Genomic DNA, 22,033 nt, shown 5'->3' with positions numbered 1-22,033 from the left:
AAACTTCTTATTATTTTTAATACTGTATGTTAAGTAAACATTATCAATTAAATAAATAATCGTAAATTTTCACTTTTATTTGTAATATACATTTCCTGCGTATAAACGTTCTATTTTTACGGTATCGGGCTTGTTGTACACATAAATATTTCCAACAGATGCAATGGTTCCTTCTAATTTATTTTTTGCAACAACATGAATATTTTGGTTACTGCGGTGATAGGTTTGAACGGTTTTGGCATGCAACAATTTAGCATCAACTGAGCCGTTTGCACCGTATAATTTCACGTCCAAAACATTGGTTTTACCTTTTAAAATAAAATTACCCACCTGATTATCTTCTACCGTTACCGAATTGTTATTTACTTTTAAATCAAAGTTGGTAGATGCACTTTCTTCGTTTGGAATACTTGTTAGCAAATACAAATTTGGATAGCGCAAGGTATCTTTTGAAACCACATGGAACTGCGTACGCGAATTGATTCTCTTCAAAATGGGCGTGTAAATTTTTAAAACTGCGGTTTCATAACTTTTAAGCATTTGGCACGAAACTTCGTTTTTTATAGTGAGAACAGAATCATTTACGGAAAAAGAAAGTGCTTCGATCCTATTTTCAAACGATTGAATTTCCATTTTAAAAGTTGTACTCGGAATTATTTCTGCCGAAACATTCATGGGAATATCAACAGTATGAAATCCTGATAGCTGATGTTGCTGAGAAACAGCATTTCCTTTTTTTGATAAACACGCATCCTCACCGGTACAAGCAGTCAATATCAACAATAATAAAACGATACTTTTTTTCATAATTCTATTTTTTTTCACAGATGCACAGATTTTCATTTAGCCACAGATTTAAGAAACCTTAAACCTTAAACCTTAAACCTTAAACTTTAAACCTTAAACCTTAAATTACAACTTATACCCCACTCCAACTTCAAAAGCTTCGGCTTTCGCAAAATGGGTTTTTAAAGACATAATGCCAAAAACATTTGGAGTGACATAATAGCGCAATCCCAAACGCTGATAAAATGCAGTATTCTTCTTGTATTCATCGTGCACGTAATAACCAATGTTTCCTTCGGCGGTTAGTTTGTTCAAATACCATTCATAGCCCACAAAAAGCCCCACACGTTTCCAATCGGTGTTTTTATCCATTCCTTCTTCCGGAAAAGATGTTGCCAAAAACGGAATCAATTCTTTCATTGACTGCGACAAAAAAACATCTACACCTAATTGTGCCGCTCCGTAATTATTTAACGGTTTTTCAAAAATGGCTGCAATATGATAAAAAGGCTTTTGTCCCATGCCAATTATATGGCTTTCGTTTACGCCCGTTCTAAAAAGTAAATTGTATCTAAAATTTTGCGGATGATTTACAAAGTTGTTGGTCTTGGTGATTTCGTCTTCAGCCGAAAAGTGATAGGTTAAGCCCACATTCAACCCCAAAGTGTTAGTGCTTGTGTTGGGTGATTTAATGGTGGCGTTTGAATGATGCACAAACAAAAAACCAGCATTGATACCTATATTGTTCCAAATGCGAGGTTGGTCATAACTCAACATAAAATAGGTCGATGGCATGAATTTGGAACCATAAGCCACATTGCGAAAATTGGTTTCTTTGTTGTAAGGATTGGTCGCATAAGCCACACCCTGCCCTACGCGAAACTGTAATCTTCGTTGAAAAAAGTAGAAATTATAATGCCCGTAGAAGCCATACAAATCACCCAAAGTTTCGTTGTGATTGTTTTGAGTGTGAAACGAAAAACCCACTTCTGGAAAACGATAGGTGTGATGCCACTCTTTAGAGCCATTTACCCTATGGTTCAGTGAAAACAAGTAACCAGTTGGCTTATTGGTGATTAAATGTTGAATATTGTTGCTGTGTGGCAAAATAGCACCTTTGTAGGTTTGTAACGATACGCTCCAATTTTCTTGACCATTTGCTGAAAAAATAGTCGAAAAGAAAACCAACACACAAATGGTAAATTGCAACCTCAGCAGTATTTTCATCTTAAAACAAACCATTAATTTCGGCATCAATTCTATTAATGATTGCTCCCAAATCTTCCGGATTATCTACAAAATTAATAGGATCTACATCAATAATCAATAATTTACCTTTGGTATAACTCTTAATCCAATCTTCGTAGCGCTCGTTCAGTTTGTTCAAATAATCAATCGATATGGAATTTTCGTATTCGCGGCCACGTTTGTGAATTTGTCCCACCAAATTAGGAATGGAACTGCGCAAGTAAATCAATAAATCAGGTGCGCCAACCAAGCCTTCCATCAATTCAAATAATTGTTTGTAATTATCAAAATCGCGGTTCGACATTAAGCCCATGGCATGCAAATTCGGAGCAAAAATATGCGCATCCTCGTAGATGGTTCTGTCTTGAATGGTGTTTTTCCCACTTGATTTCATTGCCAAAACCTGACGAAATCGACTGTTTAAGAAATAAATCTGCAAATTGAACGACCAACGATCCATTGAATGATAAAAATCGTCTAAGTAAGGATTATCAACCACATCTTCATAATGCGGTTCCCATTTGTAATGTTTGGCCAACAACTTGGTTAAAGTTGTTTTTCCGGCACCAATATTTCCGGCAATTGCAACTTGCATATTTTCTTAATTTATTTGGTATAAATACAATGTATCAGCAGTAAAAACGCTTAAACTTTTGGTATTGAAAATCGCCCATTCAGCGGCTGTTTCTATATTTGATAAATGTTCGGTTTCGTTCTTCTTTGTGTGGAACAAAAATAATTTATTGTTTAATACATAGACCAATAAATCGCCATTAATTGCTAACAATTGCGCTTTTTTAGGTAATTTTTGTTCTTTAATCAATTTTCCATAAATATCAATTCCGTAAACCACATCTTCTATTTGCCAATAAGCAAAATTGCCCGAAGTAGTTAGAAATGAATAATTGGTAATAGGGTTACTCACAAACTGCGGCTGCTCTTGTTGGTTTGATATCATGCACCAGCGCTTGGAGATTCCGTCAAAAATCCAAATTGATGTTTGAGCGGTTAAGGCAGCATAAACGGCATCGATTTCAGGAAAACGCTCGTTTAAAACAATTTTGTCTTTAACGCTTAATTGATTGTCTAACAAAATCACTTGCTGGGTGTTTTTATAAAAAACCAATTGCTGCAACGGATTTCGCTCATCATATTGTGCTATTTGTCCTAAAAAAGGATCTTTAAATGTAAATGTTTGTAAGGGTGTTTCTTTGGCAATTTCATCGGATACAATGGATGATGTATCTCCCAAATGGTTCAACGCATAATACGTTAAATTAGGTGGCTTGGGCAAGGCAACCTTAAACGTAGCCATTTGTGCATGAAGCGCATAGGCTGAGAAAAAAATAGCTATGAAACAAAGCTTATTAATCATTTGCATAAACCATTATCGTAAAATCAAACTCATTTTTTTCATCGGCTTTATGTTTTTTTTCAGAGATAATTTTCCAATTAGATGTTATTTCGGGAAAAAACGCATCAGCATCTTTAAACTCAGCATTTACATGTGTAATTATCAATTCGTTAGCAATACTGATTGTTTCCTTATAAATTTCGCCCCCACCAATTACATACACCATTTTTTGATTTTGCTGTTGTGCAAATACCAAAGCATCTTTAACAGAAGCAAAGGCATAACAATGATCCGGAACAGTGTAATTTTTCTGTCTGGTAACGATTAAATGCGTGCGGTTAGGCAAAGGCTTAGGAAACGATTCAAAGGTTTTTCTTCCCATTAAAATAAAATGACCGCTTGTGGTTTCCTTAAAATGCTTAAAATCGGCCGGTAAATGCCAAAGCAGTTGGTTGTTTTTCCCAATTGCATGGTTTTGGGCAATGGCAGCAATTAAACTTATTTTCATTTTTTTATTTTTTATGGAACGATTTTGCACAAGTTTATACAGAAACTTGCCCTTTAATTGCCGGATGCGGGTCGTAATCAACCAAAGTGAAATCTTCAAATTTAAAGTCGAAAACATCTTTTATATCTGGATTTAAGATCATTTTTGGCAACGGACGTGGTGCTCTTGACAATTGTAATTCAACTTGTTCAAAATGATTATTGTAGATGTGCGCATCGCCAAAGGTGTGAATAAAATCGCCATAACCCAACCCACAAACTTGAGCCACCATCATGGTAAACAACGCATAAGATGCAATATTAAACGGAACGCCTAAGAAAATATCCGCCGAACGCTGATACAATTGGCATGACAATTTACCATCGGCAACATAAAACTGAAAAAAAGCATGACACGGAGGCAAAGCTGCTTTTCCGTTGGCAACATTTTCTTCAAAAGATACAGATGTATCAGGCAAAACCGACGGATTCCATGCCGAAATCAACATTCTGCGGCTGTTTGGATTGGTTTTTAAGGTGTGAATTAATTCTTTAATTTGATCTATTTCTTCACCGTTCCAATTGCGCCATTGATAGCCATAAATAGGTCCTAAATCGCCATTTTCATTTGCCCATTCATCCCAAATACGCACGCCATTTTCTTTTAAATAGCCAATATTGGTGTCGCCATTTAAAAACCAAAGCAATTCATGAATGATTGATTTTAAATGTACTTTTTTGGTGGTAACCAATGGAAAGCCTTCTTCTAAATTGAAACGCATTTGGTATCCAAAAACACTTTTTGTTCCGGTGCCTGTTCTATCGCCTTTTTGAACGCCGTTCTCTAAAACGTGTTTTATTAAATCTAAATATTGTTGCATAATTACAGGTTTCTTTTTGATAATTCATCGCGCAAGCGAGCGGCTTTTTCGTAATCTTCGTTCAAAACAGCCATTTCTAACAAATCGTTTAATTCTTGCACCGACAAAGAGGCAAATTCACTTGCTTTTTCGTTGGGCACCAAATTTAGAAATTCATCAATCGCATCGTTTAACGATTCGTCGTTCGAATCATCGTTATCGAAATCATCGTCTTCATCATCAAAATCTTCCTCTTCATTATGATCTGCTTCTTCTTGTTCACGCAGATAAATTCCTGCTTTGTCTAATATATTTTGATAGGTAAAAATAGGCGCATCAAAACGTAATGCAAGCGAAATAGCGTCAGAGGTGCGTGCATCGATGATTTCTTCGATACCATCGCGTTCGCAAATAATGCTTGAAAAGAAAACACCATCTACCAATTTGTGAATAATTACCTGCTTTACAACGATATCAAATCGGTCGCAAAAGGTTTTGAACAAATCGTGTGTTAAAGGGCGTGGTGGTTTTAAATCTTCTTCAATGGCAATTGCTATCGCCTGCGCTTCAAACGCACCGATTACGATGGGAAGTTTACGCGCGCCATTTACTTCATTCAAAATCAAAGCATAAGCTCCATTTTGGGTGTGACTGTACGAAATTCCTTTTATTGTTAATTGTACTAAACTCATGTTGATAAAAATAGCCAAAAAAATGCTGTTTCGCAAAGATACATTTTAAATTTTAATGGGGTTTGATTTTGCTTTTTTTTATGTATCAACAATCATCTGCCTTACCAAACTGATTTTTTTAAATGAACAATATAGCTACCGTATGCCCTTGTAAACAAACAAATCACCGTTCCATTCGTAAATTAAATTTTTGTTGGTTACATTTTGTTGTTCATCGACTAAAGCAATTTTTAGCATGTTATTTTCCAACGTAATTAATTCAACCGGACGTTCAGGTCTATCCACTACACTAAAAAAATCAAATTCTACATGAATGTGTTCTAATGTATCGGTCTTAGTTTTAAAGACAGCAGCAGGCTCTAGATTTTCTGAATTTATTTTATACGCATTTACATGTTGCACGGAATATTTACTGGAAAGCACACTGTTTGAAATAATTAAATAAATTGGTTCTTTAGCGCTGTTTTGAACCGTGAAAATCTTTGAAAAGAATGCTTGCGGATCGTTTGAAGCTAAATGTTCTTTTGCAATGATTGTTCCGTTTGCACTAAATTGATAGATTTGATTGTAAAACCGCATAGTTCCCCCCAAATTGTTATCCCAACTGTAAACTTTAAGATTATTATCGGTAGATGTTGCCATTTTTAAAGCATTCTCTTTCTGCAATTTTTTAAAAGGATAATACAATGTATTTTTATTGTTCTTGATTAAATCGTTTAAAGAATCGGTAAACTGCTTGCTGCTTGCCGCAACTAAACTATCGTTCCTTAGATTACCCATTGCCACCTGAATATTGTTATGAATTTGCACTAATTTGTTTTCTTCGATAGATAAATCAACCGTATCAATCACTTTTTCCGTTTGTTCTTTTGGTGCATTTTCTTCCACTTTTGCCGTGTTTGTTTTCTTATCACTACATGCACATACAGCAATAAAAATTGTTAGATAAAATATTTTTTTCATAGTTTAAAATCCCATTTTTTTAAGTTCTTTTTTAATAGCATCGGCATTTTTGAATTGCGCTTTCCATTCTTGTTCAGCTTTAAAACCTTCAAAATCGCCTTGAAAACGCTCTAAATCTTTTCTATAAATGGCTTTAAGTTGATTTGGAATGGTATTGTTTTCAAAATTGTCGTAAAAGTAAATACCGTAATCCCTGCCTTCGTATAAATATTGTAATCGGTGGTCATTAGCTGTTAAAACAATTAGTTCTTTTTCTTTATCGTTGTCTATATTTGCAAAAAACACACTCAATATTTCGGTAGCTACATTGTCGTCTTCATACGCATCAATCAAAACCATTTTGTAGGTATTTTTGTAAGGAACTAATAAAAAGCCCCTTACTTTATTATGTGTATAAGTTATGTTTTTATATTGACGATAAACAGGCGTTTCGTAAAAAACAATCACCACATTTTCTATATTCCACAATTTGGTTTTTATGGGTTGATGTGCAATGGTGTAATTTTCAGGAAGCCATTTTTCAGCAATAAATGATGTGTCATTTTCTTGAGCTATAATTTTAGCAGTCCAAAAAGGCATCAATAGAAATACAATTGCTTTTAGAAAACTCATTTTTTTGAATTGGATTGATAAACGTAAAGATACTTTTTTAAAAAGGAATAGCAACCAAAATTACAAATGCAAAAAAATATATGCACGCATAGTATTTTTATTTTAATTTTTTTTATCTTCGTAGCTCATTAAGAATAAATCTCATAAAACAAAAAATAAATGAAAATATTAGTTTGCATCAGCCATGTGCCTGATACTACTGCAAAGATTAACTTCACAAACGGTGATACAGAATTTGATACAAACGGTGTTCAATTTGTAATTAATCCAAACGATGAATTTGGTTTAACACGTGCCATTTGGTTTAAGGAAAAACAAGGTGCGCATGTAACGGTTGTAAATGTGGGTGGCGCTGAAACAGAGGCCACTATTCGCAAAGCATTGGCTATTGGTGCAGATGAAGCAATTCGTGTAAATGCGGTTCCAACCGATGGCTTTGCAGTTGCAAAACAATTGGCAGAGGTTGTAAAAGCAGGTAGTTATGACGTGGTTATTTGTGGTAAAGAATCGTTAGATTACAACGGCGGAATGGTTCCGGGAATGTTGGCATCTATGTTAGGATACAATTTTGTGAACTCATGCGTTGGTGTAGAAGTTGAAGGATCTAATGCCACGTTGATTCGCGAAATTGATGGTGGAAAAGAAACCTTAACCACAAACTTACCATTGGTAATTGGCGGACAAAAAGGTATTGTGGAAGAAAAAGATTTACGAATTCCAAACATGCGCGGAATTATGACGGCTCGTACCAAAGCTTTAAACGTTATGGAACCAGTTGCTGCAGATGCAAAAACAAAAGCGGTGAAGTTTGAAAAACCAGCTCCTAAATCGGCAGTAAAATTAATTAGCCCTGATAATTTAGATGAGTTAATTAACTTATTACACAACGAAGCAAAAGTAATCTAATTCTAAAAATCCAATTAAAATTTAAAAAGTATGTCAGTTTTAATATATACAGAGTTTGCAGAAGGAAAATTTAAAAAAGTAGCTTTAGAATTAGCTTCTTATGCAAAAAAAGTAGCAGAATCATTAGGAACAACACTTACGGCAGTTACAGTTAATGCGGGTGATGTTTCTGAATTAGGAAAATACGGTGTTGATAAAGTTCTAAAAGTAACAGATAGTAAATTAGACAAATTCAACGCAAAAGCGTATGCCGATGTGGTAAAACAGGCAGCACAAAAAGAAGGGTCAAAAGTAGTGGTTTTATCATCTACAACCGATTCTTTATATTTAGCTCCAATCGTTGCGGTTGGTTTAGACGCTGGTTATGCATCAAATGTTGTAGCGTTACCTGTTTCAACAAGTCCATTCCAAGTTAAGCGTAATGCTTTTTCTAGCAAAGGATTCAACGTTACAGAATTAACATCCGACGTAAAAGTATTGGCATTGGCTAAAAACTCATTTGGTTTAGCAGAAGCTTCGGGTGCAGCAGCTACAGAAGATTTTGCTGTAACATTGAACGATGCAGACTTCAATATCCACATTCAAAACCAAGAAAAAGCATCTGGAAAAGTTTCTATTGCCGATGCAGAAATCGTGGTTTCTGGTGGTCGTGGTTTAAAAGGACCTGAAAACTGGGGAATGATTGAAGAGTTAGCAGGTGTTTTAGGGGCAGCAACCGCTTGTTCAAAACCTGTTTCAGATTTAGATTGGAGACCACACTCTGAACACGTGGGGCAAACTGGTAAACCGGTAGCATCAAACTTATACATTGCAGTTGGTATTTCTGGTGCCATTCAGCACATTGCAGGTATCAACGCTTCAAAAGTAAAAGTAGTAATCAATTCAGACCCAGAAGCACCTTTCTTTAAAGTAGCTGACTACGGAATTGTTGGCGATGCGTTTCAAATCGTACCAGAATTGACTAAAAAATTAAAAGAATTTAAAGCAAACAATAACTAATAGTGCGCTTTTATATGATACAACAGCCGTAAGAAATTACGGCTGTTTTTTTGTGTTGAAAAACACATACTAATTTTTATACCAACGTAAGCTTTTGCAAAGTTTGTAAAAACCTTATTACTCCATCAATATTACTCCATCAATTGCTTTTTATATTTATTAATGTGTTCTAATATTTCAGGTTCTGGTTTGGGGTACGAAATGTCTTTATAATTTTTTAAGGTTTGATAAATAATTTTAGCAACTAGTAACCTACTCACATCTTTGTTGTCGCTTGGAATGATATACCACGGTGCTTTTTTATGACTGGTATTTTTCAAAACTTCTTCATAACAGAATTGATATTTTTGCCATTGTTCGCGCTCTTTTAAATCGCCTGGTGAAAATTTCCATTGATGATGGGGTTTTTCTATTCGTTTTAACAATCGATTTTTTTGTTCCTCTTTACTCAAATGCAAGAAAAACTTCAAAATAATGGTTCCATTATCGGCCCAAAATTTTTCAAATTGAACCATTTGTTTCATGCGATTGTTCCAAAAATCATCAGATAATTCATCTAATTTAATCTTTGGATTGCGTTCGTTCAATAAATATTCAGGATGCACCCTTGTTACCAAAACATTCTCGTATTGCGTGCGGTTAAAAACGGTAAATTTTCCTTTTTCTGGTAATTTTATATAATGCCGCCACATAAAATCATGCTGCAATTCTCTGTAAGATGGTGTTTTAAAACTTTCTACCACTACCCCACGCGCATTAAATCCTTTAAAAACTTCTCGAATCATGCTGTCTTTTCCGGCTGTGTCCATACCTTGAAAACAAATCAATACCGCATATTGATCGTGTGCATACATCATATCTTGTATTTCGGCAATCTTTTTTCGATACTTTTTTAGCTCTTTTTTTACCGCAAGTGGGTCTAAGCCTGTCACATAATTGGTTGAAATATCGTCTAACTTTAAATTTTCTGGAACTTTAAAATAATTTCGCTTCATATTGATACTTTTTATCTAATTTAGAGAAATATTTAGTAGAAATGAAAAAATATTTGCTTTCCACTTGGTTAAAAATTTCTGGAATTGTGGCTGCGTCTGCAATCGGGTATGAAAATAACCAATTACTTTTAGTTTCTGACAACAGTAATGCCTTGTATCATTATTTTATAGAAAATGATTCGCTGGCAACTTACAGTTTAGATGAACAAACTACGGTTCATCAAATGCTTAAATCTGAAAAATATGATTTAGAAGCTTTTACAATTGTTGATAATTCATGGTATGCGTTTGGTTCGGGCTCAAAAGAAAACAGAACAAGGGGTTTTATGTTTAACAAATTTTCTAAGTTTTCCACACCGATAGATTTAACCGGACTGTATGATGAAATGAAGAGTTTCTCTGAATTGACCACAGCCGATTTTAATATAGAAGCGGTGGTTACTTACAAAGAAGATTGGCTTTTTTTGAATCGCGGAAATGGTCCAAAAAACGCCAACTATATCTTTGTGGTACAAGGAAAAAATTTAACCGATGAGTATAATATTTACTATTTTGAATTTGATTTGCCAAAGGTAAACAATGTGCAGACAGGCTTTTCGGGCGGCACCGTTATTAATAACACGCTTTATTTCACTGCCACTGCAGAAGACAAAAAATCGACTTATGAAGACGGTGCGATACAAGGAAGTATTTTTGGCGCGATTGATTTAAAAAAAATGCAATTGCTTTTTACAGAAAAAATTAGTGACACCAACAAATTTGAAGGTATTACTGTTTTAGAACACAACAAAAAAAAAAGTCGTTTTTGCTTTGTGCGAAGATGCCGACGATGCTAAAAATAAAGAAGCAATTGTTTACAAGCTACAAGTTTCTTTAAAAAGAAAAATAAAATAAGCAGTCTTTCAACTGCTTATTTTTCTTTAACGGTTTTAAACGTGGGAGTGGGAACACTCGCCCAATTTTCCCCTGTTTTAATGCGATATAATTGCATTTCGCTTATTCCAAATTGCTTCGCAATAATGCGCATGCGGGTTTTGCGTTGTGGGTCGTGAATCATTCGTTTAATACGCATCACTTGGGTGGTATCTAGCTTCATCCCTTTTTGCGTTAAACGCTTGGTTTCAATACGCTTCACATGTCCTTCTTTCACATTGGGATTTATGCGCTGATGGGCATATTTCTCTTTTTCGGTTACCCATTTTAAATTGGTATAATGATCGTTTGCATTATCAAAATCTAAATGAATAACATGCGAATGCTTATCTGAAGGTTTGTGTACAAAAGCCTCTGCAACTGCGCGCGAAAGCATCACATGTTTATGTGCATAGGTTTTGTCTTCTTTGCGCACTTTGTATCTAAAAATGCGGAGGTTATTGGTTACATTAGGTTTTAATAGATTGCCGTCTTTAAACGTTTCTTTGTAACTTATTAATCTACCAAAGTTTGAAACCGCATATCGCAAGCGCTTCTCTACTCCCAAATCTAATTGCGTAAAAACTTCACCAGGGTATAAAACTAACATAATAATTTAATTATCTATATTTTAAGTATATATGAAAAGATAATTTTTTGGCTAAAATGTAAGTGTTCTTATTTTTAAAGGTATAGCAAATATATGTTATTATTTTATTTCTAGCTTTCTTTTACAATATTATTTTTAACTAAATAAGTGTTAATTTTTTCGGGTGATGTGAAGGGTGCAAAGCGTTTTATGGGTTTTCCGTTTGCATCGATTATAAACTTAGTAAAATTCCATTTTACAGCATTGGTTATGAATCCAGGTAAAACGTTCTTGAGATACTTAAAAATTGGATGTGCATTTTTTCCGTTTACCAAAACTTTTTCAAAAACGGGAAACGATACACCATAATTTATCAAACAATTATTTTTTATAGAAGATGCATCGCCTGGTTCTTGATTATTAAACTGATTGCACGGAAAAGCCAATACCACCAGTCCTTGATCTTTATATTTTTGATACAACTTTTCTAAACCTTCGTACTGAGGCGTGAAACCACATTTGCTGGCTGTATTAACAATTAGCAACGTTTTGTTTTGAAAATCACTAAAATCGATTTCTTTGCCCTGAAGCGTTTTTGCTTTGTATTGATAGATACTCATTGATGCTTTAATTAATAAAAAAAATGCATCATTGCTGATGCACTTTTGTGGTTATTTTTTTAAATGTGTCATAAAATAATCGGCAATTTTTGCATTCAAATGAATACGGTCTCTTCCAGAAACATTGTGCTCATGGGTTGGATACAAGAAATAATCCACTTGTTTACCTTCTTTGATACACTTTTCAATAAACTCCATACTGTGTTGTTGCACCACCACCGGATCTTGCGCTCCATGAATCATCAACAGCCTGCCCTTTAAATTTTTCACTTTGTTCAAGGTTGATGTCTTTTCGTAGCCTTCCGGGTTTTCTTCTGGTGTATCCATATAGCGTTCGCCATACATTACTTCGTACCATTTCCAATCGATTACGGGACCGCCGGCAACTCCCACTTTAAAAGTATCGGGATAGTTCAACATTAAACTTGTGGTCATAAAACCACCGAACGACCAGCCATAAACCCCGATTCGGTCAGCATCCACAAACTTTTTCGATTTCAAAAATTTCACACCTTCCATTTGATCTGCCATCTCATTCTGACCCAATTGTCGGTGAATTACATGCTCAAAATCACGTCCGCGGTTTTCGCTTCCTCTGTTATCCAACGTAAACACTACAAAACCTTGTTGTGCCATATAATAATCAAATCCGCCTGCACCGCCACCAAAACGATTGGTAACCAATTGCGCATGAGGTCCGCCGTAAACATATACCATCACAGGATATTTTTCGTTTTCATTGAAATTTACCGGATATAACAACCTTCCGTTTAAATCGGTTTTTCCGTCTGCTGCTTTTATAGTAACCATTTCTACTTTCGGCAAAACGGTTTTTCCTTCATACGGATTGCTAGCGTTTAACAATTCTATGGTTTCCTTTCCATTTATATGCTTCAACGACACATGATTTGGAGTTGTTAAATTGGTGTATTGTGAGTAATACCAAGTTTTTTCAGGATTCATTTCTACTGTATAGGTCGCAGATGTTTTGGTAACAGCTTGTGTTTTTCCTGATTTTAAATCAAGTTTATAAAGCAATTTATCCATTCCTTTATTTGCCGTTCCCATATAGTAAATTTCTTTAGGCGACACATTCACAAAGTCTTTAAAAACCACATCGTTATACACATAGCTGTTCAATTGCTTACCGTTGATATCATATCGAAACATGTGGCGGTAACCGTCTTTTTCAGAAATATAGATAAATTCTTTATCGTTTAAAAATTTCAGTGGTGTGTTGGGTTCCACATACGTTTTGCTCTTTTCTTCAAACAATAATTTATCAAAATTACCAGAAGCAGCGTTGTATCTTTGTAATTTTAAATGATCTTGACCGCGATTTAAAACACCCACATAGACCATTTCGCTGTTTGGTGACCAAGTAGGCATTGTTAAGAACTGTTCTTTATCGCCCTCGATATTTATTTTTTTGGTGGTTTTTGTATCGATGTTATAAATGTGCAAAGAAACCTCTTCAGATTTCATTCCGGCCATTGGATATTTAATGGGATTTTCTTCGGCTATGCGGGCTCCAAAATCGATGAGTGGATAATCTTTCACCATACGTTCATCTTTTTTATAGAACATAATTTTTTTTCCATCTGGACTGATCCACATCCCTCTGTCAATTCCAAATTCGTTTCTATGGGTATTGCTGCTACCGTTCACCACATGCTCCGGATCGTTTGTAACTTTAACCACGGTACCATTGTCAAAAACCAATTCAATATTATTTTTATTCAAATATGCGATATAGTTTTTATTAGGAGAGATGATTTCTTCTGTTGCTTCTGCATTAATTTTTATGGTTTTATCAACATTTTTGGTAAGGATGTTATACACCACATAATATTTATCATTTTCGCCTTGATACGTAAACGATAGTTGGTTTTCATTTTCCCAATGATAATCAAAAGGAATGGTTCGCAAACTCACTTTTTCGTTAATCGATCGGCCCACTGCCGTTTCTAAATCGGACGTTGTAATAAAATTTTCAACCACTTTATCATTCGTAGATTTTGCAGTCAAAGCTTTAAAAGAAGCGTCGATAAAGGTTATTTCATTATTTGTTCGCCATTGAGCACCGTAGATCGATTGGGTTGCTAAACCTCTTTGAAACGGCATTGTAGCGTCTTCTATCGTTAAATTATTTTGTGCTTGGGCAAAAAAACCTGCAAGCATAAAAGCAAAAAGGGAAATTTTCTTCATAAAAAAAGTATTTGTGCTAATGTAGTATTTCTATTAAAATTGGGCAAAAAAATGTGTTATTAAAGTAACTTTTGCAATTGGCGTTCTAAGTCGGCTAAGTTTTTGAAATACTCAAAATCTAATTCCATCTTTTGCTTTTTCAGCAATTGTATGATATTCGAGATGATATCCAACGGATCGGCTTCTATACCTTCCATTTGGTCATTAAAATTAATCCCCACAATAAAACTTTCATTATAAATATTTACTAAGTAATCTTCAATAAAAGTGGTAAGACATATTTCTTGGGGCGTATAATCTCGCCAAATATCAACACAACAAGCTTTAGCCAAATCTTCATTATCCCAAAAACAAACCACATTCACAGGTTCATTTGCATTATTTGTGAATAACAGCGATTGTGAAATGGCTATTTCGTTTTTATGCTCAATAATAAAAACCTTATTATTTTGAACAATGTGGTTTAAAAAATCTTCTATCATTTTCACTTCCATTAAATTACAAATTTACCATCGCTCATAACCAGTTTTCGATCGGCTAAATTGGCCAATTCTTCATTGTGAGTAACAATTACAAATGTTTGTCCGAAATTATCGCGCAGTTTAAAAAAAAGTTCATGCAAATTTTCCGCAGAGGTAGTGTCTAAATTACCCGATGGTTCATCTGCAAAAATCACTGCTGGTTGATTGATTAATGCACGTGCCACAGCCACTCGTTGCTGCTCACCACCCGACAATTCAGAGGGGAAATGATTTATTCTGTGACTTAAACCTAAATAATCAAGCAATTTTTTAGCCTCGTGCACTGCTTCCTCTTTCGATTTACCAGCAATAAACGCAGGAATACACACATTTTCTATTGCCGTAAATTCAGGCAGTAATTGATGAAACTGAAAAATAAAACCCAAGTTTTTATTTCTAAATGCAGCCAATTGTTGGTCTTTTAACTTTAAAACATTGGTGTTGTTAATCATAAGTTGGGCATTTGTGTCTTTCTCAGGAAAATCTAAAACGCCCAAAATTTGCAACAAAGTAGTTTTTCCGGCACCCGAAGCTCCAACAATAGCCACCACCTCGCCTTTATTTATTTCGATTGAAACATTTTTTAAAACTTGTAAACCATTAAATTGTTTACTGATATTTTCAGCTTTAATCATATTCATGTATTTACCAACGAAATTAATTAAACTTTTAGTTAAATAATATTATTAACCGTTTTTTTAATCGTAACTTTAAAATTAAATTGTAAATTTTATTGATTATGACAGTAGTAAGAGAACAAACAGCAATTTTTGCAAATGGATGTTTTTGGTGTTCTGAGGCCATTTTTCAGAAAATTAACGGAGTTAAAGAAGTGCTGCCTGGTTATATTGGTGGAACAACTGAAAACCCAACTTATGAAGAAGTTTGCACAGGCCAAACCAATCACGCCGAAGCTATTAAGATTGTTTTTAATGAAGAATTGGTATCTTATCAAGAATTATTAGAAGTTTTTTTTGCTACCCACGACCCTACTACGCTGAACAGACAAGGAAATGATATAGGTACTCAATACCGAAGTGAAATTTTTTACACCAATGAAAGTCAAAAAGAACAGGCAATGTTGTTCGTAAAAATTTTAAATGAGGAAAATATATTCGAAAAGAAAGTTGTGACAAAAGTTTCCAAAGCCGACACGTTTTATTTGGCTGAAAATTACCACCAAAATTATTTTAACAACAATCCCGAAAAGAGTTATTGTGCAATGGTTGTGTCACCAAAGGTAAAAAAATTCGAGAAATTTTTTCAAGAACATGTTTCTAAATAATTTGGCATATTGTTTGTTTAATATCAGTAAATTAAATAAAAATTTGAAATGAATGAAATTGTAATTAAACCTGATACAATCACAACAGATAAACAAAAATATCGTTTGCTGTTTTTGGGATTGTTGTTTGATTTTATTGGAACTTTATCGTTTACGATTCCTTTTTTGGGCGAGTTTACAGATGTCATTTGGGCGCCCATATCAGCTATTTTACTAAAAACCTTGTACAAAGGAACCATAGGTACTGTTGGCGGTATGGTCTCTTTCGTAGAAGAGATTTTACCCGGTTTGGATTTCGTACCTACCTTTACACTTACTTGGTTGTACACCTATGTGTTTAAAAAACAGTAATTGACGTTTTATTTTGTTTATTGATATAAAAAAAGAGCCACAAAAAGGGCTCTTTAATTTTTAATACAAACTTGGATATTGTTCAGGATTAGCCTCGTTCATAATGGCATATACTTTTTCAAATACATCTTCCGCTGATGGCTTCGAAAAATAATCGCCATCGGTTCCATAAGCAGGGCGATGCGCTTTTGCTGACAAAGTTTCCGGCTTACTGTCTAAAAACTTGTAGCCTTCTTGCTCATCAACAATTTGCTGTAAGATATAAGCCGAAGCTCCACCCGGAACATCTTCATCAACCACCAATAATCGATTTGTTTTCTGAAGCGATTTTACGCAATCGTGGTTTCTGTCAAATGGCAGTAATGACTGTGCATCAATGATTTCTACATCAATACCTATTTCTAATAATTCTTTTGCAGCTTGCTCCACAATTCGCAAGGTGGATCCGTATGAAACTATGGTTAAATCTTTTCCTTCTTTAATGGTTTCAACCACGCCAATAGGGGTTCTAAAAGCACCTAAATTGGTAGGCATTTTTTCTTTTAAGCGGTAACCGTTTAAACATTCAATAACCAATGCTGGCTCATCGGATTGCAATAAGGTATTGTAAAAACCAGCCGCTTTGGTCATATTTCTCGGTACTAAAACATGCATACCACGAATTGCATTAATAATCATTCCCATTGGGGAACCTGAATGCCAAATTCCTTCTAATCGATGACCGCGTGTACGCACAATTAGTGGCGCTTTTTGTTTACCAGCGGTGCGGTATTGAACGGTCGCTAAATCATCGCTCATGATTTGCAAAGCATACAGCAGATAATCTAAATACTGAATTTCTGCAATTGGTCGCAAACCACGCATTGCCATTCCAATTCCTTGTCCCAAAATAGTGGCTTCGCGAATACCTGCATCTGAAACACGAGTTTCGCCGTATTTTTCTTGCAAACCTTCTAACCCTTGATTTACATCGCCTATATTACCTGAATCTTCACCAAAAATTAATGTTTCGGGATTATTTTCAAATATTTTATCAAAATTATTTCTAATGATTAAACGCGCATCAACCATTTCAGAATGATCGTCATAAACAGGCGTTACTTCTTCGATATTTTCGGCTTTTTTAGCAGAATGCGACATTAAATGCGAACTAAACTTTGGCTGAATTTCATCTGTATAGTTTTTGATCCAAGCGGATAATGTGTGTTGCCCAGCTTCACCAATAACCATACGCAAAATTTTGCGTGCAGTTGCTAAAAGTTCTTTGCGAATAGGTTCTTTGATACTGTTTAAATCGGCAATCATTTTTTCAATAAACACTTTGTTTGCCGAAGAAACTGCTACTGAATTTAAAACTTCAACTAACTTGGTTCTTTCTTCTTTAATAGGGTTTAGATATGCTTCCCAAGCTGCTTTTTTTCCTGCTAAAACTTCTTTCTTTAATTCGGCATCTAAAGTGTCTAATTCTTCATTAGTTGCGATATTATTATCGATCATCCACGAGCGCATTTTAACGATACAGTCAAAATCGCTTTCCCATTGCAAACGGTCTGCTGATTTATAACGTTCGTGCGAACCAGAAGTAGAGTGTCCTTGAGGCTGGGTTAATTCTTTTACGTGAATTAATACCGGTGTGTGGTTGGTGCGAGCTATCTGAGCTGCTTTTGCATAAGTGTCAACCAAGGCTGGATAATCCCATCCGGAAACGGTTAATACTTCATATCCATTTGTATTTTCTTCTTTTTGAAATCCTTTTAAAATTTCAGAAATACTTTCTTTGGTTGTTTGGTGGCGTGCATGTACAGAAATACCATACATATCGTCCCAAACACTCATAACCATTGGCACTTGCAAAACTCCGGCAGCATTGATTGTTTCAAAAAACAAACCTTCAGAAGTCGATGCATTTCCTATGGTTCCCCAAGCTACTTCATTTCCTTCTACTGAAAATTTTTGTTCTTTATCGGCATTAGGAAATTCACGGTATATTTTTGATGCTTGTGCCAAACCTAGCAAACGAGGCATTTGCCCTGCTGTGGGAGATATATCGGCACTAGAATTTTTTTGTTGGGTAAGGTTTTTCCACTCCCCGTTTTCATCTAAGCTGTGTGTGGCAAAATGTCCGCCCATTTGGCGACCACCAGACATGGGATCATGCGCCACATCTGCATGACCATATAATCCTGCAAAAAACTGCTGAATGTTTAAAGCACCAATTGCCATCATAAAAGTTTGATCGCGGTAATAACCTGAACGAAAATCGCCATTTTTAAATGCTTTTGCCATTGCAAGTTGGGGCACTTCTTTTCCATCGCCAAAAATTCCGAATTTTGCTTTTCCGGTTAAAACTTCTTTTCGGCCTAACAAACTACATTCACGCGATATGCGTGCTGTTTTGTAATCGTTTAAAACTTCTTTTTTAAAATCTTCAAAAGTTAAAGCTTCTTTTGTAGCTGCTTGCGTCATAATATATAGGAACTGTTTGAAACAAATTTATTTAATTTACGAAATTAAACAATCAATCACTAAAAAACTAATTTTATAAAAAATTATCGAAGCGAATTACTTGTTTTATTGTTGTATTTGTAAAAACCAAAACCGCCTTAAACAAAAAGTTTAAAGCGGTTTTATTATTTGGATCATTTGTATGATGAAAGCGTTTATTCTTCTGAATTTTCAGCTTCTTGTTTTGCTTTAAGTGCTTCTGCACGTTCGCGTTCTGCTGATCCTTTAATGGTATCAACCAAAATAGGTGTTGAAATAAATAGTGATGAATAGGTTCCTACTCCAATACCTAATAGCATTGCGAACACAAATCCACGGATTGATTCCCCACCAAAAATAAACATGATTAACAATATTAAAATCACGGTTGCAGAAGTGTTGAATGTTCTTGAAAGTGTGGTGTTAATTGATTTGTTTACCACTTCCTCAAAAGATCCTTCCACATCACCTCTAATAAAATCACGAACACGGTCGAATACAATTACAGTATCGTTCAATGAATAACCAATTACAGTAAGCAAAGCTGCTACTAGTGATTGATCTACTTCCATGTTAAACGGTGCGAATTTATAAAAGAATGAGTAAACACCTAATACAAGCAACACATCGTGTGCCACAGCTACTACCGCACCTAACGAGTATTGCCATCTACGGAAGGAAATTGCTAAGTACACAAACACCACTAGCAATGCACCACCTACAGCCCAGTAAGCATCGGTTTTTACATCTTTTGCCACAGTTGGTCCTACTTTTGATGCTTGTACAATTCCTAAACCACTGCCTGCCGGATGTGTGAATTGCTCGTAGGTTAAATCAGTTTTAAAGTATGGCTTTAAGTTGTCATAAAGTATTTTGTTTACTTCTTGATCTACTTGTGCACTTTCCTCATCAACCTTATATTTGGTAGTAATTTTTAATTTTGAATCTTTTCCAAAAATTTTAGCTTCTACATTGCTATCAAAAACTTTTGATAATTTGTTTGAAACAGATGATGCATCCACATCATTATCAAACTGCACTTGGAATGTTCTACCCCCTGTGAAGTCAATTCCATAATTTAATCCGTTTATGAATAGGGTTCCAACACATAACAACATAGTAATTGTGGTGAACACATAAGCGATTTTCTTTTTTCCTAAGAAATCAAAATTGATATTTGTAAACCAATTTTTAGTGATTTTTGTACTAAATGATAGTTTTGAATCTTTTGCTTCTGCCCAATCTACTAAAAGTCTTGTAATAACAATTGCCGTGAATACTGATGTTGCAATACCAATTAATAAAGTAGTTGCAAACCCTTTGATTGGCCCTGAACCAAAAATCAACAATACCAAACCGGTTAAAGCAGTTGTAACGTTTGCATCGGTAATTGCAGACATAGCGCCACTCCATGAAAAAGCATGCTTTATAGCTTCTTTAGAAGTTTGTCCTGCCCGAAGCGATTCTTTTGCGCGCTCGTAAATAAGTATGTTTGCATCTACTGCCGTACCAATTGTTAAAACAATACCTGCAATTCCTGGTAAAGTTAAAACAGCTCCGATACTAGCCAAAATACCAAATATAAATAATAAGTTCACTGCCAATGCAATGTTTGCAAACCAACCCGATTTACCATAGAAGAAAACCATCCATAAAGCAATGATGATTAAACCTACTACAGAAGAGGTCATACCTGCATCGATAGCTGCTTGCCCTAATGAAGGACCAACAATTTCAGACGAAACAATATCTACAGAAGCTGGTAATTTACCTGCTTTTAGAATATTTGCTAAATCTTTTGTTTCTTGAACAGTGAAATCACCCGAAATACTTGAGTTACCTCCTGAAATTGCGCCTGTAGTTACTCCAGGTGCTGAATACACTACATTATCTAAAACAATAGCAATATTTGATTGTTGTGAATAAGCTTTTCCTGTTAATTCTTCCCAAATTTTTGCACCATTTGCATTCATCTGCATTGATACAACTGGCTTTCCTGTAACTTGGTCATAATCATCACGAGCTTCTGTAACTACCGAACCTGATAAAGGTGCTGCATTTTGCACATTTCCTTTTAAAGCATATAATTCTACAATATTAGCTTCTTTTTTAGGTTTTCCCCATGCAAATTTCACATATCGCAATTCGCCATTTAATAGTCCACGAACTTGTGGATCTTTTAAATAGGTATTGATTTGTGCAGTATCTTTTGTAGCAAAAAACGCAATGATTGGAGAACCTTGATAACCTGGCGCTTGAATCAATGAAAGGATTGGTCCTAAATTTTGTTGTGTATTTGCTGTTGTATCTTTAGAAACACCCGTTATTAATTTATCAACATCGGTTTTAGGTTTTGCGGTGCTATCGTTTGCGACAACTGCAGCTGGTTTTTCCGTATTTTTCTCTTTTAGAACGGCATTGGCTGCAAATACAAAATCACCCAATTGTTCTGATTTATAAGTTTCCCAGAACTCTAATTGTGCCGTAGATTGTAACAGGTTTTTAATACGATCAATATCTTTTGCTCCGGGTAATTCTACCAAGATTCGTCCAGATTCACCCACCATTTGAATAGTTGGAGAAACCACACCAAATTTATCAATACGCTCACCAAAAACACGGTATGCACTTTCTATTGCTTCTTTTACTTTTGCGTTGATGATGGTTTTCACCTGCGCATCGCTCATGGAAGGGTTTACTTCTTGCAAGTTTCTGTTTGCAAAAATTTCAGATGATGACAATTTTACTTTTCCTGCTGAAACTGTTTCAAACGATTCATAAAACGATTCTAAATAGGTTTGATTTCCATCGCGGTTTTTCTCTGCTTCAGACAACGCTTGATTGAAAACGGCGTTTTTTGAGTCGTTCGCCAATCCTTTTAAAATGTCTTTAACAGAAATTTGAAGCATCACGTTGATACCTCCTTCTAAATCTAAACCTTTTTGAATTTGTTCTGAACGTACTTGAGCAAAAGTTTTTCCTAAATAAACCTTTTCGTTTGAAATTGAATCTAAGTAACGAGCTTCTTTGGTTAAATCACCTTTAGAAAACTCTTTTGCATTACTTTCATAATGATTCGTTACAAACGTAAAGGACAATTGGTAGATACTTACCAACGCAAAAACAATCGCAATAAACTTAACGAGTCCTTTATTCTGCATT

The 22,033-nt window shown here is 35.0% G+C and carries 22 protein-coding genes; 5 read left to right on the top strand and 17 right to left on the bottom strand.

Features of this window, described 5'->3' with window-relative positions; translation table 11 throughout:
• Positions 1-75: 75 nt before the first annotated feature.
• The 9 genes from MG290_RS00700 to MG290_RS00660 all read right to left on the bottom strand — a co-directional run bounded on the left by MG290_RS00700 (position 76) and on the right by MG290_RS00660 (position 7,001).
• The gene (locus MG290_RS00700) at positions 76-807 is read right to left on the bottom strand and encodes a DUF2807 domain-containing protein (RefSeq protein ID WP_264562022.1); all 732 of its coding nucleotides are present in this window, start codon (positions 805-807) and stop codon (positions 76-78) included.
• Positions 808-912: 105 nt separating this feature from the next.
• The gene (locus MG290_RS00695; protein WP_264562021.1) at positions 913-2,013 is read right to left on the bottom strand and encodes an acyloxyacyl hydrolase; all 1,101 of its coding nucleotides are present in this window, start codon (positions 2,011-2,013) and stop codon (positions 913-915) included.
• A 1-nt stretch (position 2,014) separates the two neighbouring features.
• Positions 2,015-2,629 carry a deoxynucleoside kinase gene (locus MG290_RS00690; RefSeq protein ID WP_257499227.1) on the bottom strand — a complete coding sequence of 205 codons (615 nt, stop codon included), beginning with the start codon at positions 2,627-2,629 and terminating at the stop codon, positions 2,015-2,017.
• A 6-nt stretch (positions 2,630-2,635) separates the two neighbouring features.
• Positions 2,636-3,349 (bottom strand): hypothetical protein, encoded by a 714-nt coding sequence (locus MG290_RS00685; protein ID WP_264562020.1) that lies wholly within the window; start codon positions 3,347-3,349, stop codon positions 2,636-2,638.
• A gap of 52 nt (positions 3,350-3,401) precedes the next feature.
• Positions 3,402-3,896 carry a dihydrofolate reductase gene (locus tag MG290_RS00680; RefSeq protein WP_264562019.1) on the bottom strand — a complete coding sequence of 165 codons (495 nt, stop codon included), beginning with the start codon at positions 3,894-3,896 and terminating at the stop codon, positions 3,402-3,404.
• Positions 3,897-3,930: 34 nt separating this feature from the next.
• Positions 3,931-4,755 carry a thymidylate synthase gene (locus MG290_RS00675; protein ID WP_264562018.1) on the bottom strand — a complete coding sequence of 275 codons (825 nt, stop codon included), beginning with the start codon at positions 4,753-4,755 and terminating at the stop codon, positions 3,931-3,933.
• Positions 4,756-4,757: 2 nt separating this feature from the next.
• Positions 4,758-5,426, bottom strand: coding sequence for a bifunctional nuclease family protein (locus tag MG290_RS00670; protein ID WP_257499233.1), 669 nt, complete (start codon positions 5,424-5,426; stop codon positions 4,758-4,760).
• A gap of 135 nt (positions 5,427-5,561) precedes the next feature.
• Complete coding sequence (locus MG290_RS00665) at positions 5,562-6,389, bottom strand: hypothetical protein (protein WP_264562017.1); 828 nt, start codon at positions 6,387-6,389, stop codon at positions 5,562-5,564.
• 3 nt (positions 6,390-6,392) lie between these two features.
• On the bottom strand, positions 6,393-7,001 hold the full coding sequence (locus tag MG290_RS00660) for a hypothetical protein (protein ID WP_264562016.1): 609 nt from the start codon (positions 6,999-7,001) through the stop codon (positions 6,393-6,395).
• Between the two features lie 159 nt (positions 7,002-7,160).
• On the opposite strand from MG290_RS00660, the gene MG290_RS00655 reads away from it, so the two are divergent.
• Positions 7,161-7,907 carry an electron transfer flavoprotein subunit beta/FixA family protein gene (locus MG290_RS00655; protein ID WP_264562015.1) on the top strand — a complete coding sequence of 249 codons (747 nt, stop codon included), beginning with the start codon at positions 7,161-7,163 and terminating at the stop codon, positions 7,905-7,907.
• A 30-nt stretch (positions 7,908-7,937) separates the two neighbouring features.
• The gene (locus tag MG290_RS00650) at positions 7,938-8,906 is read left to right on the top strand and encodes an electron transfer flavoprotein subunit alpha/FixB family protein (protein ID WP_264562014.1); all 969 of its coding nucleotides are present in this window, start codon (positions 7,938-7,940) and stop codon (positions 8,904-8,906) included.
• 131 nt (positions 8,907-9,037) lie between these two features.
• Here the strand turns inward: MG290_RS00650 and MG290_RS00645 are convergent, their stop codons facing one another.
• Positions 9,038-9,901, bottom strand: coding sequence for a PPK2 family polyphosphate kinase (locus MG290_RS00645; RefSeq protein WP_264562013.1), 864 nt, complete (start codon positions 9,899-9,901; stop codon positions 9,038-9,040).
• Between the two features lie 41 nt (positions 9,902-9,942).
• Here MG290_RS00645 and MG290_RS00640 point away from each other — a divergent pair, with 41 nt between their 5' ends.
• A complete protein-coding gene (locus MG290_RS00640) occupies positions 9,943-10,737 on the top strand; it encodes a DUF6929 family protein (RefSeq protein WP_264562012.1) in 795 nt (264 codons plus the stop codon).
• A gap of 74 nt (positions 10,738-10,811) precedes the next feature.
• On the opposite strand, the gene MG290_RS00635 is transcribed toward MG290_RS00640, so the two are convergent.
• The 5 genes from MG290_RS00635 to MG290_RS00615 all read right to left on the bottom strand — a co-directional run bounded on the left by MG290_RS00635 (position 10,812) and on the right by MG290_RS00615 (position 15,386).
• Complete coding sequence (locus MG290_RS00635) at positions 10,812-11,423, bottom strand: hypothetical protein (protein WP_264562011.1); 612 nt, start codon at positions 11,421-11,423, stop codon at positions 10,812-10,814.
• Positions 11,424-11,533: 110 nt separating this feature from the next.
• Positions 11,534-12,022 carry a glutathione peroxidase gene (locus tag MG290_RS00630; RefSeq protein WP_264562010.1) on the bottom strand — a complete coding sequence of 163 codons (489 nt, stop codon included), beginning with the start codon at positions 12,020-12,022 and terminating at the stop codon, positions 11,534-11,536.
• Positions 12,023-12,073: 51 nt separating this feature from the next.
• Positions 12,074-14,230: a S9 family peptidase gene (locus MG290_RS00625; RefSeq protein ID WP_264562009.1), complete on the bottom strand. Its 2,157-nt coding sequence runs from the start codon at positions 14,228-14,230 to the stop codon at positions 12,074-12,076.
• 59 nt (positions 14,231-14,289) lie between these two features.
• Complete coding sequence (locus MG290_RS00620; RefSeq protein WP_264562008.1) at positions 14,290-14,724, bottom strand: DUF2750 domain-containing protein; 435 nt, start codon at positions 14,722-14,724, stop codon at positions 14,290-14,292.
• On the bottom strand, positions 14,724-15,386 hold the full coding sequence (locus MG290_RS00615) for an ABC transporter ATP-binding protein (RefSeq protein ID WP_264562007.1): 663 nt from the start codon (positions 15,384-15,386) through the stop codon (positions 14,724-14,726). The genes MG290_RS00620 and MG290_RS00615 overlap by 1 nt, the downstream gene beginning before the upstream one ends.
• 104 nt (positions 15,387-15,490) lie before the next feature.
• On the opposite strand from MG290_RS00615, the gene msrA reads away from it, so the two are divergent.
• Together msrA and MG290_RS00605 are read left to right on the top strand one after the other, a co-directional pair.
• Positions 15,491-16,036 (top strand): peptide-methionine (S)-S-oxide reductase MsrA, encoded by a 546-nt coding sequence (gene msrA, locus MG290_RS00610; RefSeq protein ID WP_264562006.1) that lies wholly within the window; start codon positions 15,491-15,493, stop codon positions 16,034-16,036.
• 48 nt (positions 16,037-16,084) lie between these two features.
• Entirely contained in the window at positions 16,085-16,387 is a 303-nt protein-coding gene (locus MG290_RS00605) for a hypothetical protein (protein WP_264562005.1), read from the top strand.
• 60 nt (positions 16,388-16,447) lie between these two features.
• Here MG290_RS00605 and MG290_RS00600 read toward each other — a convergent pair whose 3' ends face one another.
• Together MG290_RS00600 and secDF are read right to left on the bottom strand one after the other, a co-directional pair.
• Positions 16,448-18,853: an alpha-ketoacid dehydrogenase subunit alpha/beta gene (locus MG290_RS00600; protein ID WP_264562004.1), complete on the bottom strand. Its 2,406-nt coding sequence runs from the start codon at positions 18,851-18,853 to the stop codon at positions 16,448-16,450.
• A gap of 194 nt (positions 18,854-19,047) precedes the next feature.
• Complete coding sequence (gene secDF / locus MG290_RS00595) at positions 19,048-22,032, bottom strand: protein translocase subunit SecDF (RefSeq protein WP_264562003.1); 2,985 nt, start codon at positions 22,030-22,032, stop codon at positions 19,048-19,050.
• Between the last annotated feature and the right edge of the window lies 1 nt (position 22,033).

The organism is Flavobacterium sp. CBA20B-1 (assembly GCF_028473145.1).
Lineage (GTDB): Bacteria > Bacteroidota > Bacteroidia > Flavobacteriales > Flavobacteriaceae > Flavobacterium.
Note: the sequence above shows the minus strand (reverse complement) of the source record. Positions and strands in the feature narration are given on the sequence as shown.